Origin of the sequence: Psychrobacter sp. AH5, assembly GCF_040371085.1 — a bacterium.
Taxonomy (GTDB): domain Bacteria; phylum Pseudomonadota; class Gammaproteobacteria; order Pseudomonadales; family Moraxellaceae; genus Psychrobacter.
The window spans coordinates 2,170,900-2,191,405 of record NZ_JAMBMT010000001.1 but is presented as its reverse complement, the minus strand read 5'-3'; the positions used below and the strand labels follow the sequence as shown (position 1 = coordinate 2,191,405).

The window sequence follows — 20,506 nt, the reverse complement described above, 5'->3', positions numbered from 1 at the left end:
GCTCGATGTTAAAGTGTAATAACCTAATAAGCGATAGTTTTATGTTACAACCTTTGTAAAATCCTGCGAAACAAGTAACTTAGCATTTAATACCCACTAAACCACTCAGTGAACAAATCGTCACTGAGTGCTATAAGTTTGTTATACTTATTTCGGTTTTTATCTCTATAATTTGCAGCGCAGCTTATAATAAGCCCCAATAAAAAACATATTTTACAAGCCATTCAACGATAAGAGGCAACGATGGGTCAATCCAAGTCAAAACTCTCTCTCAAAAAGCAGCTAGGACGCGGTAAGCAAATAGCTGGCATGACTACTACTATAGCGGGTGGACTAAGAGCCGCGCAGCGTATCGGTGCCTTTAGAGAGCCGCCACGTGAGAAGCTCCCACGCTATATCCAAACCTTTTGCCGTAAAATGGCAGGCTCCTTCGGCGTCAAAATCGTTGAAGTCGAACCAGTGCCGCAGCATCACGGGCTCTGGGTGTCCAATCATGTCTCTTGGATGGATATTCCGGTGGTCGGCAGCGTCAGTCCTGCTTTTTTCTTATCAAAAGCGGAGATCGGCGATTGGCCTATATTTGGTAAATTGGCTCATGCTGCAGGTACGGTATTCATCGAGCGTGGTTCCGGTGATGTCGGCTCGGTATCAGCGCAGATTGCTAGCTTTTTAAATGAAGGGTTTTCGGTGATATTTTTCCCTGAGGCGACTACCACTGATGGCACCAAAGTCAAACGTATCCATGGTACCTTGCTGCAAGCTGCTATAGATGCTAGGGTTCCTATTCAGCCGATGGTATTGGCTTATGTCAATAAGGACGGTCAATTGAGCAAAGAGCTGCCGTATTATGGCAAGCTGACTATGAAAGAGAGTCTAAAAAAAGTGCTCGATAGCAGAAACGATACCGCTTATGTATTGCCACTTGATCCGATAGATCCCAATGGCCATACCAAAAGCCAGTTAACCAATTTATTACAACAGCGAATGCAAGAAGGCTTAGCCGAGCTGCATTCTCGTGTACTGACTAAAGACAGTTAAAGTTATAATTTTTACATCAAAAAAGGCGCAAATACTTAGGATCTGCGCCTTTTTTTGACTAGTGAAACCGTTAAGGAGAAGGGTTTGGCTGCTTAGTATGTACCCCTTCTATTGCCGCGAGCACCTCTTCGCTCAATGTTAAGTGCACACTATCGATATTAGATTTGAGCTGCTCAAGGCTGGTCGCGCCGATGATATTACTAGTGACAAAAGGGCGCGAATTGACAAAAGCGAGTGCCATCTGTGCCATGTCCAAGCCGGCGTCGCTGGCGATTTTGGCATATTGTTCAGTAGCTGCGATGGCCTGCTCATTGACATAGCGTCCGAAACGATCGTACTTGGTTAGACGCGCGCCAGCGGGTTTTTTGCCACCCAAGTATTTACCGGATAACACCCCAAAGCCAAGCGGTGAGTAGGCTAGCAGGCCAACATTTTCACGATGAGCAATCTCCGCCATTGCTACCTCGTACAATCGATTTAATAAGCTATAAGGGTTTTGTACCGTAATAGGTGCGATTAGACCATTTTTTTCTGCTTCCCACAGATAGCGCATGAGACCCCAAGCAGTATCGTTCGACAGCCCATAAGCCCGGATGCGCCCTTTTTTGATCTCATCATTTAGCGCTTGAATAGTCTCTAAAAACGGTGTTAAGTCCTCAAGCGACTGCGCTGCCATCTCACTATCATAGCCGCGCTGACCAAAGAAATTCGCTTGCCGCTCCGGCCAATGCAGCTGATAAACATCGATATAATCGGTTTGCAGGCGCTGAAGATTACCATCGATAGCACTGCTAATATGCTCGGCATTAAAGCGAGATTCACCGCCGCGCAAAAAGCTCATAGGCGACATTTTGCTAGCCAAGATAACTTTGCTTCGCTGACCAGTTTTGGCAAACCAACTGCCTATATAGCGCTCAGTAGCGCCTTGCTTATCCTTATCCGGCGGGGAGGGGTACATCTCAGCGGTATCCCAAAAATTCACCCCTTCGCTAAGCGCCATATCCATTTGCGCATGGGCTTCAGACTCATCGTTTTGCTGACCCCAAGTCATGGTTCCTAGACAGATTTTTGAGACCCTCTCGTTTATTTGCAGCAGGACTTCGTATTGCATGGACTGATCCTTATTGTTTTTATACAGTTTTAAGAAGTTGTTTTTCTTATTAACTCAGCTGAACACCAGTGACTCCCGGCGGCGTCACTTTAAAGATTTTGACTTTAAATAATACATCTTGTCCGGCTAAGGGATGATTAAAATCAACTTCGATTTCATCCTCATCGATAGCGCTAATCGTGCCCGGTAAAGTATTTTTACCCTTGTCCTCAAACTCAACCATCATGCCAATCTCAGGATTATCAGCCACTAAAGCAAATTGCGGACGGCTAAAGTGCTGAACGTTATCAGGATTCCACTCGCCAAAGGCTTGCTCAGGCTCTAGATGCGCAGTACGCGTATCGCCAGCACGTAGATTCATCAGTACCTGCTCAAAGCCTGGCAGTAAGCTTTCATCACCAATAGTTAAGCTGACAGGTTGATCGCGGCTAAAGGTTGAGTCAATCACCGTACCGTTTTCAAGCGAAACTTCGAAGTGAAGCTTTACTAGGCTGCCGTAGCTGATACGCGTGTCTTCGTTTGGGTTAATAAATTGCGGCGAGTTTTGAGAGTCAGTCGTAGTTTGTTTAGTCATAATTGAATGCCATTAGTGAGTAAGGTTGTTATATCGAAATAGTTTAGCATAGTATGTACATCACAATTTGTTATGTAATTATTAGCTACCCTTCTAATCAAAAATAAAAAGTCACTTTCTATTTGATAAAGCATATTGAAATATAAGCTTCAATCATTCAAAAATTATTTTTTAAAATATCAATGAAAACAAACAGGTGTAGATTATTTTTTCTAGGGTAAGTAAATTTAAGTTGACTTAAGTTTCTTTATTATATATAAATGTTATCGAATTGTTAAAAATCAGTTTGTCATTCGAATATTCAACTCAATTTATTTTTGGAACCTTTATGAAAAAAGCTATTTTAGTATTAGGTGCGGTAGTATTATTACTTCAAGGTTGTGCGACCCCACATGTTGTACAAACCAAAAAAGTAAGTGATGTTAACTTATCTTGCCAACAGATTTTAAGCGAAATTGAAGAAGCTGAAAGATTTGAAAAAGAAGCACGTGCTGAACGTAAAGCTACTGGTAAAAATGTTGCAGCTGCACTACTATTTTGGCCTGCACTAATCGGTACTTACTCTAATACCGAAGAAGCCATCAACGCTGCGAAAGAACGCCGTACTAATCTAACCAATCTATATGGTCAGAAAAAGTGTAGCTAATGCACCAATAAAATCATAAGTATTTTATTAGAATATAAAAAAGCTAAGAGATTGCTCTTAGCTTTTTTTATGGAGCCTTTAAAAGGATATAATAGTTTTCTTAAATCAATAGTTTTTTAAGATAAGTAGATATTCATGGCAAAAAGACAGCAAGGCCACATCACTAACTGGCAAGATGATAAAGGCTTTGGTTTTATTGAAACCGAAAATGGCGAGTCGATATTTTTCCATATCAGTGAGTTTAAAGCGGCGCATCGACCAGCCAATGGTGATGAAGTTGTCTTTACTATTGGGCAGGATAATCAAGGTCGCCTGCAAGCCAAACAAGTGCAAGAGCTTGGCTTTGTACAGCAGCAAATGGCAGAGAAAAACCTACAAATCCGTCAACGTAATGCAAAAAAAAACCAGCAAGCGGACTTTGCAGCGGCACAAAAGAAACGTGTATTTTTGGGCATAGGGTTTTATGCGGTACTGATATTACTGGTAGTGATGGGCGATTTAAGCTGGCTAGTAGTTGTTTGGTACGCGGCATTAGCAATAATCACTTATCTCAGTTATGCCAAAGATAAAGCGGCCGCGCAAAGTGGCGGCTGGCGCACCCCTGAGATGACTTTGCATATCATGAGCGCGCTTGGCGGCTGGGTTGGCGCACTGGTCGCTCAAACCTACTTACGTCATAAATCACAAAAGCCTGATTTTCGTATGGCATATTATTTAACAGTAATCATTAACTTGGCAGGACTGTTGTTTATTATGACAGGTGGTGGTTTAGAGTCTTTGGCTGGGCTGTGATAGTTTATCGACTACATTAAACTGTCTCCAAAACCCTTTGGTAAACCGCCGCATCATTAGCCGAAAAACAGCAAAATATGATCTCATTTATCGGTAAGCTAGCTGACTTGTCTAGCTTATCCAATACATAATTTTTCACTGTTTTAACGGCTACCTCAGTTGCCTTGTCTAACGGATAACCATAAACCCCAGTGCTAATTGCCGGAAAAGCAATGCTAGTAATCTTATTCTGCACGGCCAAAGTTAATGAATTCTGATAACAGCTTGCTAGTAGCGCTTCTTCATGACTATTGCCACCCCGCCAAACAGGTCCTACGGTATGAATGATATAGTCGCAAGGCAAATTAAATGCTGGACTTATCTTTGCCTCGCCTGTCTGACAACCGTTTAAGGTGCGACAATAAGCTAATAATTCGCGCCCCGCCGCTCGATGTATCGCGCCATCGACCCCGCCGCCCCCAAGCAAGCGTGAATTCGCGGCATTGACAATAGCATCGACTTCTAAGGTTGTGATATCGGCTTGTAATACTGATAAGCTAACCGTTTGATGACTAGCATCAGTACTAGAGCTACTAGATAAAGATATTTGCTTTTGAAAAAGGGGCTGGGTTTGATTATTTGACATGGCATAATCCTTTTGACTATTCGCTACTGAGTTTTATTTATTTTAAGTGATTTATAGTCAATGACTTGTATATTGTATGAGTATAATAAGTTGTTATTGATTAAATTTTGACTAAACTAAGAAAAGGAAAATTCTAGTGATTACACTCTATAAATATACCCATCCTAGCCGTGCTGAAACCGTAGTTTGGGCCTTGCAAGAGCTTGGCCTGGATTATGAAGTAAAAGAGCTGGACGCTTATAAGTTTGAGCAGCGAGGGCCTGAATTTCTAGCGATTAATCCATTTGGAAAAATTCCAGCGATTACTCATAAGGGTAAAAATTTCACCGAATCACTAGCGATTATTGAATATCTTAATGACTTACATCCTGATAGACCCCTCACACCTCGCCATGATGATGACAATTATGCCGAGAAGAACTATAAGCTGCGTCAGGTGCTATCCTTTGGCCTTATCGAGATTGAGAGCTATCTATGGATATTAACTAAGATAAAGGTACTACAGAATTACGAGAGCTGGCCTGAGGGTACCGCTGAGAATTGTATAAAAAATATCCAAAACGCGCTACCGATAGCGACGGGTTGGCTAGATGATCAGGACTATATCGCAGGCGATAGCTTTACGCTGGCTGATATCTATTATCATCATCTGTTTAATTGGCTAAAGATGCTCGGTGTTACTTTACCTGAGCAGGCTAAAGAGTATGTAAAAAGGTTGTCGAGTCGGGAGAGATATCCTAAGAAGTAGAGAATAGAGTTGGTTTTTAGGTAGGATAAACTTCAAACTTTTAACTTATAGCAAATCTCAAACAAAAAAAGGGCTCACAATATAGCGAAGCCCTTTTCTCATGTAATCAAATCAAAATACTAAAAGTTAAGCCTTACGCTTGCCTTCCAAAAACAGCATATCGATAACGATAATCGCCACGCCGATACAGATCGCAATATCAGCGATGTTAAAAATCGGATAATGCCAAACGTCGGCATAGTGTACGTGGATGAAATCGACCACTTTGCCAAGTCTGACTCGATCAATTAAGTTACCGATAGCACCGCCAAGCACCATAGCTAACCCTAGCGATAATAGCTTGGCATTGCGCGGCGCTTTGATCAAATACACTATCAAAAACAGCGCGATTACTAACGCTAGACCCGAGAAAAACCACTTTTGCCAACCGCCCGCATCCGCCAGAAAGCTAAAAGCTGCGCCATAATTATAAGCCAAGGTCCAATTCAAAAAGGGCTCAATAACCGGTATCGGCTCCAAAAAGGTCAGCTTGGTTTCTGCTAGCCATTTGCTCCACTGATCGATAATAATGATAGCTATTGAGAGCAAATACCAAGCATAGGCACGGCGACCATTAGCGACTACTTTTGGCGTCTTCACCAAACGACTTCTAGGTGTAATTGAATTACCCGTAGTGACATGAGCAGGCTTAGGCGAGTGATCAACGCTAGGAGTCACTTGCTCAGGTTCAGGCGAGTCAGACGTTTTTGTCGAATCGTTAAGCGGCTTATTAAGCATAATGGCGAACCTCGCCTGAGCCTACAACGTTAGTCACACAGCGCGCGCAAAGCTCTGGATGTTCGCTATCGGTGCCGATATCATTGCGAATATGCCAACAACGTACGCATTTAGTGCCTTCAGCCGCATCGATATTGACTTTAAGATCCGCTGCTACTTCTGCGCTTTGGTCGCTGTTAATCGCTTCGTCAGCTTTTTGATTAGTCGCTGGTGCTTCGCTAATAGGTTTCAGCGTTGCATTACTAGTAATCAAGACAAAACGCAGCTCATCCCTTAGTTTGGCTAAGCTGTCGAACATCGCGCCATCAGCATAAAGAGTCGCATCAGCGGCTAGATTAGCATTGAGGACTTTATTCTCACGTGCCATCTCGATGTGCTTATTGACCACGTCTTTGGCGCGCATAATATTGTGCCAGTCGTCGCTACTAATAGCGCTCAGCTCAAGAGCTGGGAACTCATACCACTGTTGAGTAAAGACATAGCTATCACTAGTGTCATCTTTGTTATTTAGCACCTCCCACGCTTCTTGGGCGGTGAACGACAAGATAGGGGTAATCCAGCGAATCATGGCTTGGGCGATATGGTAAATCGCCGTCTGCGCCGAGCGGCGCGGCTGACCGTCTTTTTGGGTAGTGTACTGACGATCTTTGATGATATCTAGATAAAAGCCGCCCAAATCTTGCGAGCAAAAAGCGGTGATATACTGAGTAACTTGGTGAAAGTCCATCGCATCATAAGCAGCGATAATTTGCGCTTGTACGGTTTGCGCGCGCTCAATGATGAACTTATCAAGGCTGACCAGCTCATTGACATTGATGCTGTCAGTTACCGGATTAAAATCATCAGTATTGGCTAATAAAAAGCGTAATGTATTACGGATACGGCGATACATATCGATCGCGCCTTTAAACACCGTTTTGCCCGCGCTCATCTCATAGCGATAGTCGCTAGAGGCGATCCATAAACGCAGCATATCCGCGCCGGTTTTGTTGATCTCCTCTTGCGGAGTAATGATGTTGCCTAATGACTTACTCATTTTGCGGCCGTTTTCATCGACCACAAAGCCATGCGTCAACACTTGCTTAAATGGCGGGCGCTCATACATCGCCTCAGAGGTTAATAAGGAGGTCTGAAACCAACCGCGATGCTGATCGGAGCCTTCTAAATACATATCGGCAGGATTGGTCAGCTCGTCGCGCTGCTCAAGTACGGCAAAATGGGTGGTGCCTGAGTCAAACCAGACATCTAGAGTGTCGGTAGACTTATCGTAGTCAGCGGCCTCATCCCCTAAATAATCCTCGCAGCTGGCATCAAACCATGCTTCCACACCGCCTTTTGCAATATTTTGCGCGGCAGTTTCCATCAGCTCAAGAGTGTTGGGATGCAGCTCGCCTGTCTGTTTATGCATAAAGAAGGTAATCGGTACGCCCCAAGTCCGCTGACGGGAGATACACCAGTCCGGACGACCCGTCATCATCGACTCAATACGGTTTTGACCCCAAGCAGGTGTCCACTGTACCGTTGGAATATCCTCTAGCGCACGCGCGCGTAACCCCTCTTTTTCCATGCTAATAAACCACTGCGGCGTGGCACGGAAAATGATCGGCGACTTATGACGCCAGCAATGCGGATAGCTGTGCTCAATCTTGGTATGGTTAACTAGGTGACCATTGTCATGCAAAGCTGCGATGATCTGTGGATTGGCCTTATAGATATGCTCACCGGCAAATACCGCGGCGCTGTCTAAATAAACGCCATTACCGCCTACGGGGTTCTCTACCGGCAGATTGTACTTTAGACCGACATTATAGTCGTCTAGACCGTGACCGGGCGCGGTGTGCACCAGACCCGTACCACTCTCAACGGTCACGTGATCGCCTAAAATGAGCGGCACTTGACGATCGCTAATCAGCGGATGCTGCGCGCGCAAGCCCTCAAGCTCACTACCCGATACAGTGGCTAAGATGCCATGGCTGTCTAATTTCAGCTCAGACAAAGCGGTCTCGACCAACTCATGAGCTAATAACAAATTGCCCTTTGAGGTGGCTACTACCGAATAGTCATGCTCAGGATGCACGGAGATAGCTTGGTTAGCAGGCAGCGTCCAAGGCGTCGTCGTCCAGATAACCGCGGAGATAGTACCGTCTATGTTGGCTAAAGCCGCTACCTTTTTGGTATCCAGCACATCAAAGCTGACGTAGATCGCATCAGAGACTTTATCTTGATACTCGACTTCCGCTTCGGCCAGAGCCGAGGTACAGTCCAAGCACCAGTTGACCGGCTTCATGCCGCGGGTCACATGGCCGTTTTGGTAGATTTTACCTAGCGCCCGCACGATATTAGCTTCCTGCGCGAAGTTCATGGTTAGATAAGGGTTGTCCCAATCGCCAAAGATACCTAAACGTTTAAAGTCAGTCTTTTGTAGCTCAATCTGGGTTGCTGCATACTCGCGGCAGAGACCGCGAAACTCGGTTGCCGAGACTTTTTGCCCAACTTTACCGACTTTGGCCTCAACTTTTTGCTCAATAGGCAGACCATGACAATCCCAACCGGGCACATAAGGCGCATCAAATCCTGACAAGGTTTTGGACTTGACAATCATGTCTTTGATGACTTTATTGACCGCATGACCTAAGTGAATCTGACCGTTAGCGTAAGGAGGGCCATCATGCAAAATGTACTTAGTCGCACCAACGCGCGCTTGACGAATTTTGCCATAAACATCGTCAGCTTCCCAGGCCGCTAACCAATCAGGCTCGCGTTTGGCTAAATTAGCACGCATAGCAAAAGACGTATCTGCTAGGTTTAGAGTATCTTTGTAATCGATAGGTTTGGTCATAATCTAGGTCTTTGTCTGTAGTGATAGGGTAGAAGAATAACAGGCAGCCGCTCAGAAGTTAAAGAGATGTTTGTCAATAACCAGTAGCTTAGTAATTAATAGAAGTGATGAGCAAGAGTAAAGCCACCTATTATAAGACAAATAAGTGACTAAAAACAGAGGGCATAAAGCTCTACTAATAGCGGCTAATAAGTACGCTAAAAGCTATAACTTATAAGGCTTTAACTAAGAGGAGACAAAGTTATAGTCAAGAAGTGATCAACTGTTCTGCTAAAGTTGAGAACGGCTTAGCAGTCCTCTCAAAGTTCAGTCCCGACTCCAGATGTCTTAAGTGGTCATCAATCAAAGTAATAAGACGCTCCTCATCTCGCGCTTCGATAGCTTGGACGATACCTAAGTGCTCATCTTCTGCACAGTTAGACGATCCGTCTTCATTGTATAAGCCAATGATTAGCGTAGTACGTAGGGTAAGCTCATGCAAAAAATGGGCTAATACTTCATTACTAGCAATCGTTGCTAGCTGCATATGAAACTCGCGTGACAAACGCAGCTCAGCAGGCTTGTCGCCTTTTGCTTTTGCTTTGGCTTCTGCTGCAATAGTAGTACGCATGTTCTCAAGGTCTTGCGTACTAGCATTAATAATGACATTGCGAGCAAGGGTACACTCAATCATACGCCGTGCATCAAACACATCTCCAGCTTCTTTAGGAGTAGGAGTGGAAACAAAAGCGCCTCGATTGGGTCGTAGTTGTACCACATGCATAGTAGCAAGCGTTGAGAGTGCACGTCTCACATTAGCACGGTTACAGTTAAACAAGTCACTTAGCATCTGCTCGCCAAGTTTGGTTCCAGCCGGCAGACGTTGTTCTGATACAGCCGCAACAATTGAGCTGATGATAGTTTGCTCAGGTATGGCTTCTGGCTTAAGAGTTGGTTTTTTGGGTTTAGATCTATTCATAGGCAAGATTATAGTGTGCTAATAGCACTGGCACAACAAATAATAAAATTTTTAGTTGTTTTGTTAACAAAAATAGTTAACAATGTTTGTTAACAAATAATTTTTATAAATAACTAAAAGCCAAGTAACAGGGAGTCCCTATGAAGATTTTAGTAATGAACCCTAATTCTACCGTTTCTATGACGGATAAAATTGTCGAAAGTGCTCGTCAAAGTGCTAGCGCTGGCACAACAATTATCGGTGCTTCTGGCACAGAGGCTCCTGCTTCTATTCAAGGACATTATGATGAGGCAATGTCCGTTCCTGGACTACTCAAGCGCGTACAACAAGCTGAAGCTGAGGGAATCGATGGCATAGTAGTCGCCTGTTTTGATGATCCAGGTATCGGTGCTTGTCGTGAAGTGTTCTCAGGGCCGGTGCTTGGAATATGTGAAGCGGCGGTCAAAGCGGCAAGTATGGTTTCGACTTCATTTAGCGTAGTCACTACTCTACCGCGCTCCATACCGGTCATTGAAGATCTTATTCATGGTTATGGCTTATCGCATCGCTGCCGAAAAGTACGCTCGGCTGAGATACCTGTTTTGGCGTTAGAAGAAGAAGGCTCAGGCGCTCGTGAAAAAGTTCGCGATGAGATTTTGCAGGCTGTAAAAGAAGATAACTGTGAAGCCGTCGTTTTGGGCTGTGCTGGTATGGCAGATCTAACAGAGTGGCTCACAAAAGAGACGGGCGTCCCTGTCATTGACGGCGTCACCGTTGCTACGCGTATGATTGAGGCGTTAGTAGGCTGCGGTATCAAAACCAGTAAAATTGGCGCTTATGCGTCACCAATAGTTTAAGGGCAATATCTAACATTAACGCTTAGTGTTCTACCAAATTTTCAGGGAAGGAGAAGGTAATGGAAAACATAAAAGTTGCCGCTACTATGGCAGGCGTAGAAACGATTGATCAAAAGGGAGTAGGGCAAGAAAGCCTTGCGCCGCAAACCACTCGAATTATGGATCCTTGGTCTTATCTGTTTGCTTGGTTGGGGGGTTGTGTCTCTATTGGTACCTTTACGGTTGGATCAGGCCTTGTTGGTACCCTAAATTTATTACAAGTCGTGGTAGCTATTACCATTGGCTGTACGGTTATCGGCGCTGCATTGATGCTCAACGGGAGGGCAGGTCACAAGTATGGTATTCCATTTATGGTTCAATGCCGCTCTTCATTTGGTTTTTCAGGGAACCGTATTCCAGCATTAGTGCGCTCAGTACCAGCTGTCGTATGGTTTGGCTTTCAAAGCTGGATTGGCGCTGGGGCGCTAAACTTAGTATCGGATGCCTTGTTTGGTTACAATAACCTTGTCGTCTTTTTTATCGGTTTTCAATTCTTGCAGATTGGCCTATCTGTCCTTGGTTTTCACGGCATAAAATGGCTTGAGAATATAGGCTCTATTTTTATTATCGGCTCGCTTGCTTATATGTTTTACAGCGTCATTAATAAATACGGCGATACCATCTCGACCAATCTTGTTAACGTTGAAGGGACTTGGGGCACGCCATTTTGGGGTGCAACGATGCTATTTTTGGGAGTCTACAGCACCATGATGCTGAACGTCTCTGATTATTCACGCGAATTAAAAAAAGAGGTTGGGCTTTTTCGTCAAGTTGCCATCTATGCCAACTCAATTTTGCCCGCTACTTTATTTATGGGTTTGATTGGCCTAATGGTAACTAGTGCTACTGGTGAGGTTGACCCTATCAAAGTATTCTCAAGCGCGGTCGATAATAAGCCTCTATTAATAATCACCATGCTATTTATCGCTTTTGCTCAGGTTACGACTAACATTTTGAACAATGTAGTGCCACCAGCTTATGCGTTGATGGATATCTTCAAAATTAAGTTTAAAACAGCAGCGGTCATTGTCGGTCTACTGGCCTTTTGTACTTTCCCTTGGGAGCTCGTAAAAGATGAGTCTGCAGCGGGCTTGAACTTATTTATCCAAACTTATTCAGCTTTCTTAGGGCCGTTATTTGCCATTTTAGTGGTCGATTACTACATCTTGCGTAAGCAAACTCTGGATATTGATAAATTATACGACCCAAATGGCCCGTACAAGGGTGTTAATATGGCAGCAGTTATCGCAATGGTCGTTGGTATTGTAGTTGCTCTTATATTCACTAGCGTGTCTTGGTACGCAAGCTTAATCCCAGCCGGCGCTATTTATTGGATCCTAATGAAAAAAATGCCAGCCGCGCAGCGCTTTATGTCGTAAGCGATCTGACATTAGTTATTACTTATTATCCTCATAACAGCACCAGCTATTATGAGGATTTTTGGTTATGAGCACTAAAATAACAACAGCATAAGTGTACTGAATAAGGCTTGATTCTCGGTATAAAGCGATTATGCTGAGAGTAGGGTATCAGATAATAAAGTACTTAATAATTTAAAATCTAACCTTCAGCCCATCACTCATAAGTAAAGGAATAATTATGAAAATAGGTATCCCTAAAGAGATTAAAAATAATGAAAATCGCGTTGGCCTGCCACCAAACGCTGTCACAGTGCTAGTTGAGGACGGTCATAAGGTCTATGTCGAATGCGATGCGGGCATGGGTTCGCAGTTCACCGATGAGGACTATGAAGAAGCCGGCGCAACCATCGTTAATAGTGCAGATAAAGCGTGGGACGCCGAATTGGTTATAAAAGTCAAAGAGCCTCAGCAGCAAGAGTATAAATACTTAACCGAAGATTTAATGCTATTTACCTATTTGCACCTAGCTAATGAGCCGGATCTGGCTAAAGTCTTAGTCGATAATAAAGTTACCGCCATAGGCTATGAGACGGTGCAATTAGCCGATAAGTCCTTACCGCTACTGACGCCGATGAGTGAGATTGCTGGCCGCATGAGTACGCAAATAGGCGCGCAGTTTTTGCAGAAGTTTTATGGCGGTAAAGGGATATTGCTTGGCGGCGTACCGGGGGTGCAAAAGGGCCGTGTCACGATCATAGGCGGCGGTGTGTCGGGTACAGAAGCGGCCAAAATTGCTATTGGCCTGCGAGCGGATGTGACTATTTTGGATTTAGATCCCAAACGACTCAAAGAGCTATCAGAGATGTTTGGCAATAACGTACAGACTCTAATCTCGAACAAGGTCAATATTGCCAATAGCGTTGAGGCTAGTGACTTAGTAATAGGCGCGGTACTCATACCAGGTGCGGCCACCCCAAAGCTAGTCACTGAGGAGATGATAGAGGCGATGGATGATGGCGGGGTGATTATCGATATCGCAATCGATCAAGGCGGCGTGTTTGAGACTACTGATCGCATTACCACTCATGATGATCCCACTTATATTAAGCACGGCATCGTCCATTACGCGGTAGCTAATATTCCAGGGGCAGTGCCACGAACTGCAACGATGGCTTTATCAAATGTCACCTTGCCCTATATTCAAAAACTGGCTAAAAAAGGGATTAAGCAAGCCTGTCATGAAGATACTGCCCTTGCAAAAGGGGTGAACACCACGCAAGGTTACATCACTTATGAGGCAGTTGCTGAAGCATTGGATTATGAGTATAAGGCGTTGGATAGTTTGCTTGGCGACTAGTCTTGATTTTAGAATATTGACGACAGCCATAATCTAAGCTTTAGCGACCACAGCGGCTGAATACCTGTCAATCCCTGTGTCATCTCACCATCTTCTAAGATCACATAAGAGGGGGTGACTTGTCCTTGCCAATCGGCAAAGATGGCTCCGTCTTCGTCATTTACGGTGATAAAATCAAAATTATTTTGCTGCAGATAGTCTTGCAATGCTTGATCAGAGCCGGATTTGATAGCGATAGTGAGCACTGGATAATTGTCGTTAGCGGCTAACTTATTAATAGTCGGTGAGGTATAAGTACAAATCGGGCACCAAGTTCCCCAAAAATATACTAGCGTCGGTTGCTCACGACTCAATGCTGCTAGATCTAAGCTTTGTCCCTGATAATCGGTCAGCTGTAATTGAGGGTTGGCTGGCATGATGGGTTGTCGCCACCAATTAATGGCCGTATAAATAATGATAAATACTAGTCCATAAAATAAGGTGCTTTTAACAAGTGACCAAAGCTTTTGCTTAGGCGTTTTTTTAACTTTTATAGCTGTCTTTTCTATATCAGTACTCATGAGGTTTTCTCGAAGCTTAAAAGGGTAGTAATAAGCCTTTATAGATAAAAATAAACGGCTGAAAGATCAGCCGTTTTATAAACAGTTTAGTTTTAATTGAGCGGTTAAGACTTTTGCGCGCGGCTTTGTAGCGGATCGCCTAACAGGACGCTACCAGAGTTTTCACGGCGCTCCTCTGCGCTTAGTTTACTAGCTGACACTTTGGACTTGCGCTTCCACTTTAAGCTAAATAAATCATCACGGCGATCGAGTAAGTTATGAACAGAGCCCTCATTACGCACATGGATGAGCTTGTCTAAGTTTAAATCGGAGAAAAACACCATCTCAGTATTAGCTGTAGTTTCTGCCATAATCGCATCATGCGGAAAGGCAAAGTCGGACGGGGAGAAGATAGACGACTGCGCGTACTGAATATCTAAGCTCTCAACCTGTGGCAGGTTACCCACTGAGCCGCAAATCATCACATAACACTCGTTCTCGATAGCACGAGCCTGCGCGCAGTGACGCACCCGCAGATAACCGTTTTGAGTATCGGTCCAAAAGGGTACAAATAAAATGTCCATATCATCGAGCGCCATTAATCGCGCAAGCTCTGGAAACTCGACATCATAACAGACCAAAATACCAATACGACCAGCATCCGTATCAAAGACTTTGACCTCATCGCCACCTTCGATGACCCAAGCGCTACGCTCATGCGGAGTGATATGAATTTTGCGCTGCTCCTCAACGGTACCATCACGGCGGCACAGATAGCTGACGTTATAGAGGGTATCGTTCTCATCAAGCAGCGGCATTGAGCCGGTGATGACGTTAACGTTATAACTAACAGCCAAATGTGAGATCTCATTTTTGAACCATTCGGTATAACCGGCCAAAAAACGAATAGCGACGTTTTGATCGGTAGATTCGCACAGTCCCATCAGCGGCGCATTAAAAAACTCAGGCAAGCAGGCAAAGTCAGAATTATAGTCCGCCATAATATCGACAAAGAACTCGACTTGTTGCAGTAATTCCTCAGGCGACTCGACTTCACGCATTTGCCACTGAATACCGCCGATACGTACCTCAGATTTACGGGTATTAGGCTTATAGTCTTGCGGCTCATAATAGATATTAGCCCACTCAAGCAAAGTGGCAAAACCTTTAGACTGCTTATCATCGGGTAAGTAACCGGTCAAAATACGCTTGACGATAAAGCCATTGGATAACTGAAAAGACAGCGCTGAATCATGAATCTCACGCGACTCAACCGCATCGATATACTCGCCTGGCGTCAAATCTTGGTGATTGTGATAGTTGGGAATACGACCACCGGCCAAAATAGCGCGTAGGTTTAGCTGTCGACAAAGCTCTTTACGCGCGTCATAAAGCCTGCGACCTAGACGGTAACCACGATAATCAGGATCAATAAGCGCGTCCAAACCATAGATAGCATCGCCATCAGGATTGTCTTTTATGATCTCTTTGAGACCAATTAAGTCATCATAAGTATGCGGGTTAGAGAATCTAGCATAATCAACTCGGACAGATAAGACGATACCTATCAATTGATCGTGGTCAAATAAAGCAATCTGCCCTTCAGGAAAGGCATCAATCAAAGTGTGAATAGTAGTCTTTGACCAAGCGCCGCCCAAATTGGCATAGACTCGATCCATAAGCGCTTTGACTTGAGGATAGTCTTTTTTCTTAATCTCAGCGATAGTTAAGTGAAAATCGTCTAATTTTTCTATTTTACTCATAATATTCCTATGTTAGCTTTATCAGCCATCAAGCTCTACCCAATCGTTCAAAAAGCAGGGTCTACCCTTACCGTTCAATGTCTCTAGTAATGAGTAGCTTGGCTAGGATAAAACATAACTATTTTTTTTAAGGGTTTTGATTATTATAAAAAATGGTATTAAATCTGCAATACTGGTGCTACAATAATTAACGATAACAATTACTTGCAAACTATTAGCTCATATACCGTCTATTTTACTGATACAAAATTTGTGTTTGTCATCATACCATCTCAGTGTGAAGTTACTAGTGACGACCGGTATTATTCGGTATCGTTATGGTCATTTATAAAGCTAAGCATCACCTAAAAAACAATAAGTAGTCATCCAGTACATGCATTAAGCTTTACTATCTTGAGTTATCAACTTTATCATCGTAAATTCAAAAGAGATGGCTACCGATTATAGTTCGGTACTGATAACGATTTACCTTTATTATTTTTGTTCGTTAGCAGTGTGAACGAGCACTAGGATTGCGTATGAGCTTACCCCTAAACCATGCCGATACGGTTAACTATTTGGATGACGTTGCAGACACCGCGTTGGTACGCTTGGTTTATGTAAGTAGTTTAACGCTTAGCTCGCGCTTGCAAGCTTCTATATTTGATAAAGTGGAGGCGCATGCACGTCATTATAATGAGCAACAAGGTATCACCGGTACTTTATGTTATGGCAATAGTCATTTTTTGCAATGCTTAGAGGGTGAGAAGTCAAAGGTGTTAGCCCTGCAGCAGCGTATATTTGGCGATGAACGTCATAAGAATGTTAGGATTTTACTAATAAAAGCTATCGATCAGCGCATTTTTTATGATTGGCGCATGCGTTTGTTGTTTTTGGAGCGCTGGCTCTGGTCACCAGCTACCAAGCAGCAGGCAGTGCAATTATCGCCTTTTCTGCCTTTTGCGCCGCATGGCTGGAGTATTGAGCGTACGGAGCACTTCTTAGCAATCATCAAAAATTTTGAGACACCGCCCCATATCAATGCTGCTGGAATCACTTATAACGCTTTGGGTAATATGCTCAAGCACGTTGCTGCACCGCATCAGGCTTTTTTGCTGGTGCAAGCAGTGTTAGCGGTATTGCTAGTGATCGGTTTATTGCTATTAAATTATTAGAGTTAAGCGATAAATAAAGACGCTAATAGTAACCCTTAGAAATAATATAAAGTATAAAAACGACGCTAGACTTCACAGTTTAGCGTCTTTATTTATTGTTAAGTCAAAAAGAATTACATATCAAAAATCTTACCACGATTCATAATATTATTAGGGTCAAATACTTTTTTGACTTGTTTTAAATAGTCAATCTCAAGCGGACTACGGCTATATTCTAAATAAGGCTTTTTGGTCATACCCACGCCATGCTCAGCGGACACAGAGCCGCCATATTTTTGTACCGTTTCAAACACGTATTTATTGACGATTTGACACTCAAAAAAGAAATCATCCTTGCTCATGCTTTCAGGCTTTAAGATATTTAGATGCAAATTACCATCGCCAATATGACCAAACCAGCAGACCTCAAAGTCAGGATAATTGCTGCTGACAATCTCGTCAATCTCTGCAATAAAGTCAGGCACGTAGCTGATTAATACTGAAACATCGTTCTTATAAGGCGTAAATACCGAGATAGTCTCAGAGATATACTCACGCAGCTTCCATAGCTCGGCCGCTTGTGTGAGGTTTTGACTCATCACTCCATCGACCACCCAGCCCTCAGTCATGCACTCCTCAAAGATGGCCATGGCTTTGTCCATGATGGGCTCATACGGCGCTTCAAACTCAAGTAGGGTATAGAACTTAGTGCGCGACTCAAATGGCTCTTGTACTTGCCCATGCGCCATCAGCTTATCAATCGCCACCTCATCAAAAAACTCAAAGGCGGTTAGATCGATCTTGGCTTGAAAAGCCGATAAAACATTCATCACGTCATTGAAGCTATCCATGCCAAGCACCATCACGTTAAGATCTTGCGGCAAGCGGTCCAGCTTAATCTGCGCATGAGTGACTAACCCCAAAGTGCCTTCACTACCGATAAACAACTGGCGTAGATCATAGCCGGTAGCGTTTTTGACCATGCCGCGGTTCAGCTGCAAAATATCGCCTTTACCTGTCACCACAGTCAAACCCATAATCCACTGACGGGTCATGCCGTAACGTATGACCTTAATACCGCCCGCGTTAGTGCCGATATTGCCGCCGATTTGGCTAGAGCCTGCCGAGGCAAAATCAACCGGATAATATAAATCTTTGGACTCAGCGAACTGCTGCAATTGCTCGGTGACGACTCCTGCTTCAATCTCAACCATACGATCCGCAGGATAAAATGTACCGATTTTATTCATCTTATCCATGCTCACCACAATCTCACCATTGGCCGCTACTGCGCCAGCAGATAGACCGGTGCGACCACCACTTGGCGTCAATACCACGTTATACTCATTAGCCAATAGTATGATAGCTTGTACTTGCTCAGTGGTTTTTGGAAAGACAATAGCGGCAGCGGCAGGGGCGAAATGCTTGGTCCAATCTTTGCCCCAGTGCTCCAAGCTCTCGCTATCGGTTTTGATTTGACTCTCCTCAAACTGATGAGTCGTCCTTAGCGTCGCCAAAATAGCTTGTACGCTAGCCGTAGTTGCCTCAGTGGCAGGTCGATTTGAGCTTGGCTCATTAACATCCGCTTGCTTAGCAGCATGCGTAAGCTCATGAGCAACTGCATGAGCCGCCTTATTAGCAATAGTATTAGGTTGGTTTTCGATGAGAGATTCAGTCATAATAGTCTCGGCTATTTAGGATTGGCAACAGAGGGGAGTGATGATTTGCTTAAAGTAGCGATTCATACCTTTAGATAAGGTCAATATTAGCACATCACAACCTTATCTCTAAGTAGATGCTAATACTTAATAGAATATCACTAATTAAAATAACAACTATTTATTGCTCTTATTTCCTAACATAATCGAGCAATTTTGTGTAATATAAGCGCATTATTTTTTATTCATTATAAGTCACTTGTTAGACGATTTTATGTACTGTTAACGGGTGTTTTAACTAGTTGCTGATAGATAAGCTACCGACATCTTAATAGTAATAAAAAAACCATTTACCAAAATTATAGGATAGGTTTGATATGGCATTATCACTACAAAAAGATAAGATCCGCTTTTTATTATTAGAAGGTCTGCATGAGAACGCGCTAAAAGTGTTAGATGCGGCAGGCTATACTAACATCGAATATCTGAGTCATGCACTCGATGAAGAGGAGCTGATTGAAAAGATCAAAGATGCGCACTTTATCGGTATTCGCTCGCGTACTCAGTTAACTCGTGAAGTATTAGAAAAAGCAGAAAAATTAATCGGTATCGGCTGTTTTTGTATCGGTACTAACCAAGTGGATCTAGAAGCTGCCCGTGAGCTGGGTATTCCGGTCTTTAATGCGCCATATTCAAACACTCGCTCTGTGGCTGAGCTAGTACTAGCTGAAGCCATTATGCTGTATCGCGGTATTCCTGAAAAGAACGCTACTGTGCATCGCGGCGGCTGGGGCAAATCTGCTGCCAACTCGCATGAAGTTCGCGGCAAAACTATCGGTATCGTCGGCTATGGCTCTATCGGTTCACAGCTATCGGTACTTGCTGAGAGCTTTGGCATGAAAGTCATTTATCATGACGTAGTGACCAAATTACCGCTCGGTAATGCGGTACAAGTAGGCAGCTTAGAGGAGCTATTATCAAGCGCTGATATCGTCACTTTGCATGTACCAGACGTCCCAAGTACCCGCTATATGATGGGCGCTAAGCAGTTCGCGCAGATGAAAGAGGGCAGCTACTTTATCAACGCCGCTCGTGGTACTTGTGTTGAGATTGATGATTTAGCCGCTGTCATCGAGTCAGGCAAGATATTAGGCGCGGCAATTGATGTGTTCCCAAAAGAGCCAAAATCTGCTGATCAAGAGTTTGAGTCGCCATTACGTAAGTTTGATAATGTCATCTTGACGCCACATATCGGTGGTTCTACTCAAGAAGCGCAAGCAAATATCGGCCTTGAAGTCGCTGAAAAATTCGTCAGCTATTCTGATAAAGGCGATACAGTGACGGCGGTGAACTTCCCAGAGGTGTCTATTCCGTTCAAAGAAGGCACTCATCGTCTACTGCATATCCACAAAAACGTCCCAGGCGTACTCTCACAAATCAACCGTCTGTTCGCTGAAGCGCATATCAATATCTTGGCGCAGAGCCTGATGACCCAAGATGACGTCGGTTATCTAATGATGGATGTGGATTACAATGATTCTGATGCTGCCCTTGATAAGCTAAAAGATGTCGAAGAAACAATTCGCGTGCGTATTTTGTTTTAATCGTGAGCTGATATAGGTAGAAAGAAAGAGACTCAATCATGGGTCTCTTTTTTTTGGAGAGTTGTTTATTTTATCTTGCTTATTGTGAGCTAAATTAACATTTTCTTT

General features: G+C 43.7%; 18 protein-coding genes. 9 read left to right on the top strand and 9 right to left on the bottom strand.

Features of this window, described 5'->3' with window-relative positions:
• The first annotated feature begins 243 nt into the window (after window positions 1-243).
• On the top strand, window positions 244-1,038 hold the full coding sequence (locus M0N77_RS09290) for a lysophospholipid acyltransferase family protein (RefSeq protein WP_353104911.1): 795 nt from the start codon (window positions 244-246) through the stop codon (window positions 1,036-1,038).
• Window positions 1,039-1,108: 70 nt separating this feature from the next.
• Here M0N77_RS09290 and M0N77_RS09285 read toward each other — a convergent pair whose 3' ends face one another.
• The gene (locus tag M0N77_RS09285; RefSeq protein ID WP_353104910.1) at window positions 1,109-2,149 is read right to left on the bottom strand and encodes an aldo/keto reductase; all 1,041 of its coding nucleotides are present in this window, start codon (window positions 2,147-2,149) and stop codon (window positions 1,109-1,111) included.
• A gap of 49 nt (window positions 2,150-2,198) precedes the next feature.
• Window positions 2,199-2,723: a peptidylprolyl isomerase gene (locus M0N77_RS09280; protein WP_353104909.1), complete on the bottom strand. Its 525-nt coding sequence runs from the start codon at window positions 2,721-2,723 to the stop codon at window positions 2,199-2,201.
• A gap of 328 nt (window positions 2,724-3,051) precedes the next feature.
• Here M0N77_RS09280 and M0N77_RS09275 point away from each other — a divergent pair, with 328 nt between their 5' ends.
• Both M0N77_RS09275 and M0N77_RS09270 read left to right on the top strand, forming a co-directional pair.
• On the top strand, window positions 3,052-3,369 hold the full coding sequence (locus tag M0N77_RS09275) for a hypothetical protein (RefSeq protein WP_353104908.1): 318 nt from the start codon (window positions 3,052-3,054) through the stop codon (window positions 3,367-3,369).
• A gap of 135 nt (window positions 3,370-3,504) precedes the next feature.
• Entirely contained in the window at window positions 3,505-4,161 is a 657-nt protein-coding gene (locus M0N77_RS09270) for a cold shock and DUF1294 domain-containing protein (protein ID WP_353104907.1), read from the top strand.
• 16 nt (window positions 4,162-4,177) lie between these two features.
• Here the strand turns inward: M0N77_RS09270 and M0N77_RS09265 are convergent, their stop codons facing one another.
• Window positions 4,178-4,786: an O-acetyl-ADP-ribose deacetylase gene (locus M0N77_RS09265; protein ID WP_353104906.1), complete on the bottom strand. Its 609-nt coding sequence runs from the start codon at window positions 4,784-4,786 to the stop codon at window positions 4,178-4,180.
• 136 nt (window positions 4,787-4,922) lie between these two features.
• On the opposite strand from M0N77_RS09265, the gene M0N77_RS09260 reads away from it, so the two are divergent.
• A complete protein-coding gene (locus tag M0N77_RS09260) occupies window positions 4,923-5,534 on the top strand; it encodes a glutathione S-transferase family protein (protein ID WP_353104905.1) in 612 nt (203 codons plus the stop codon).
• 126 nt (window positions 5,535-5,660) lie between these two features.
• Here M0N77_RS09260 and lspA read toward each other — a convergent pair whose 3' ends face one another.
• The 3 genes from lspA to M0N77_RS09245 form a co-directional block, all read right to left on the bottom strand.
• The gene (lspA, locus tag M0N77_RS09255) at window positions 5,661-6,311 is read right to left on the bottom strand and encodes a signal peptidase II (protein WP_353104904.1); all 651 of its coding nucleotides are present in this window, start codon (window positions 6,309-6,311) and stop codon (window positions 5,661-5,663) included.
• Complete coding sequence (gene ileS / locus M0N77_RS09250; RefSeq protein ID WP_353104903.1) at window positions 6,304-9,150, bottom strand: isoleucine--tRNA ligase; 2,847 nt, start codon at window positions 9,148-9,150, stop codon at window positions 6,304-6,306. The genes lspA and ileS overlap by 8 nt, the downstream gene beginning before the upstream one ends.
• A 247-nt stretch (window positions 9,151-9,397) precedes the next feature.
• Window positions 9,398-10,108, bottom strand: coding sequence for a GntR family transcriptional regulator (locus M0N77_RS09245; RefSeq protein ID WP_353104902.1), 711 nt, complete (start codon window positions 10,106-10,108; stop codon window positions 9,398-9,400).
• A 140-nt stretch (window positions 10,109-10,248) separates the two neighbouring features.
• Here M0N77_RS09245 and M0N77_RS09240 point away from each other — a divergent pair, with 140 nt between their 5' ends.
• From M0N77_RS09240 to ald, 3 genes are all read left to right on the top strand, one after another.
• Window positions 10,249-10,944, top strand: a complete 696-nt coding sequence (locus tag M0N77_RS09240) for an aspartate/glutamate racemase family protein (protein WP_353104901.1) — start codon at window positions 10,249-10,251, stop codon at window positions 10,942-10,944.
• A 59-nt stretch (window positions 10,945-11,003) separates the two neighbouring features.
• Entirely contained in the window at window positions 11,004-12,362 is a 1,359-nt protein-coding gene (locus M0N77_RS09235) for an NCS1 family transporter (RefSeq protein ID WP_353104900.1), read from the top strand.
• 220 nt (window positions 12,363-12,582) lie between these two features.
• Window positions 12,583-13,701: an alanine dehydrogenase gene (gene ald, locus M0N77_RS09230; RefSeq protein WP_353104899.1), complete on the top strand. Its 1,119-nt coding sequence runs from the start codon at window positions 12,583-12,585 to the stop codon at window positions 13,699-13,701.
• Between the two features lie 8 nt (window positions 13,702-13,709).
• Here ald and M0N77_RS09225 read toward each other — a convergent pair whose 3' ends face one another.
• On the bottom strand, window positions 13,710-14,261 hold the full coding sequence (locus M0N77_RS09225) for a protein disulfide oxidoreductase (protein ID WP_353104898.1): 552 nt from the start codon (window positions 14,259-14,261) through the stop codon (window positions 13,710-13,712).
• 104 nt (window positions 14,262-14,365) lie between these two features.
• Complete coding sequence (locus M0N77_RS09220) at window positions 14,366-16,003, bottom strand: carbon-nitrogen hydrolase family protein (RefSeq protein ID WP_353104897.1); 1,638 nt, start codon at window positions 16,001-16,003, stop codon at window positions 14,366-14,368.
• Window positions 16,004-16,521: 518 nt separating this feature from the next.
• Here M0N77_RS09220 and M0N77_RS09215 point away from each other — a divergent pair.
• A complete protein-coding gene (locus M0N77_RS09215) occupies window positions 16,522-17,157 on the top strand; it encodes a BLUF domain-containing protein (protein WP_353104896.1) in 636 nt (211 codons plus the stop codon).
• Window positions 17,158-17,270: 113 nt separating this feature from the next.
• Here the strand turns inward: M0N77_RS09215 and M0N77_RS09210 are convergent, their stop codons facing one another.
• Entirely contained in the window at window positions 17,271-18,815 is a 1,545-nt protein-coding gene (locus M0N77_RS09210) for an FAD-binding oxidoreductase (protein ID WP_353104895.1), read from the bottom strand.
• Between the two features lie 356 nt (window positions 18,816-19,171).
• On the opposite strand from M0N77_RS09210, the gene serA reads away from it, so the two are divergent.
• Entirely contained in the window at window positions 19,172-20,398 is a 1,227-nt protein-coding gene (serA, locus tag M0N77_RS09205; protein WP_353104894.1) for a phosphoglycerate dehydrogenase, read from the top strand.
• Window positions 20,399-20,506: the final 108 nt, after the last annotated feature.

Excerpts from the sequence above, each read along its gene's own strand:
- M0N77_RS09275 (WP_353104908.1), top strand. The coding sequence starts at position 3,052 with ATGAAAAAAGCTATTTTAGTATTAGGTGCGGTAGTATTATTACTTCAA.
- M0N77_RS09225 (WP_353104898.1), bottom strand. The coding sequence starts at position 14,261 with ATGAGTACTGATATAGAAAAGACAGCTATAAAAGTTAAAAAAACGCCT.
- ald (WP_353104899.1), top strand. The coding sequence starts at position 12,583 with ATGAAAATAGGTATCCCTAAAGAGATTAAAAATAATGAAAATCGCGTT.
- serA (WP_353104894.1), top strand. The coding sequence starts at position 19,172 with ATGGCATTATCACTACAAAAAGATAAGATCCGCTTTTTATTATTAGAA.
- M0N77_RS09245 (WP_353104902.1), bottom strand. The coding sequence starts at position 10,108 with ATGAATAGATCTAAACCCAAAAAACCAACTCTTAAGCCAGAAGCCATA.
- M0N77_RS09210 (WP_353104895.1), bottom strand. The coding sequence starts at position 18,815 with ATGACTGAATCTCTCATCGAAAACCAACCTAATACTATTGCTAATAAG.
- lspA (WP_353104904.1), bottom strand. The coding sequence starts at position 6,311 with ATGCTTAATAAGCCGCTTAACGATTCGACAAAAACGTCTGACTCGCCT.
- M0N77_RS09270 (WP_353104907.1), top strand. The coding sequence starts at position 3,505 with ATGGCAAAAAGACAGCAAGGCCACATCACTAACTGGCAAGATGATAAA.
- M0N77_RS09280 (WP_353104909.1), bottom strand. The coding sequence starts at position 2,723 with ATGACTAAACAAACTACGACTGACTCTCAAAACTCGCCGCAATTTATT.
- ileS (WP_353104903.1), bottom strand. The coding sequence starts at position 9,150 with ATGACCAAACCTATCGATTACAAAGATACTCTAAACCTAGCAGATACG.
- M0N77_RS09265 (WP_353104906.1), bottom strand. The coding sequence starts at position 4,786 with ATGTCAAATAATCAAACCCAGCCCCTTTTTCAAAAGCAAATATCTTTA.
- M0N77_RS09235 (WP_353104900.1), top strand. The coding sequence starts at position 11,004 with ATGGAAAACATAAAAGTTGCCGCTACTATGGCAGGCGTAGAAACGATT.
- M0N77_RS09290 (WP_353104911.1), top strand. The coding sequence starts at position 244 with ATGGGTCAATCCAAGTCAAAACTCTCTCTCAAAAAGCAGCTAGGACGC.
- M0N77_RS09285 (WP_353104910.1), bottom strand. The coding sequence starts at position 2,149 with ATGCAATACGAAGTCCTGCTGCAAATAAACGAGAGGGTCTCAAAAATC.
- M0N77_RS09220 (WP_353104897.1), bottom strand. The coding sequence starts at position 16,003 with ATGAGTAAAATAGAAAAATTAGACGATTTTCACTTAACTATCGCTGAG.
- M0N77_RS09215 (WP_353104896.1), top strand. The coding sequence starts at position 16,522 with ATGAGCTTACCCCTAAACCATGCCGATACGGTTAACTATTTGGATGAC.
- M0N77_RS09240 (WP_353104901.1), top strand. The coding sequence starts at position 10,249 with ATGAAGATTTTAGTAATGAACCCTAATTCTACCGTTTCTATGACGGAT.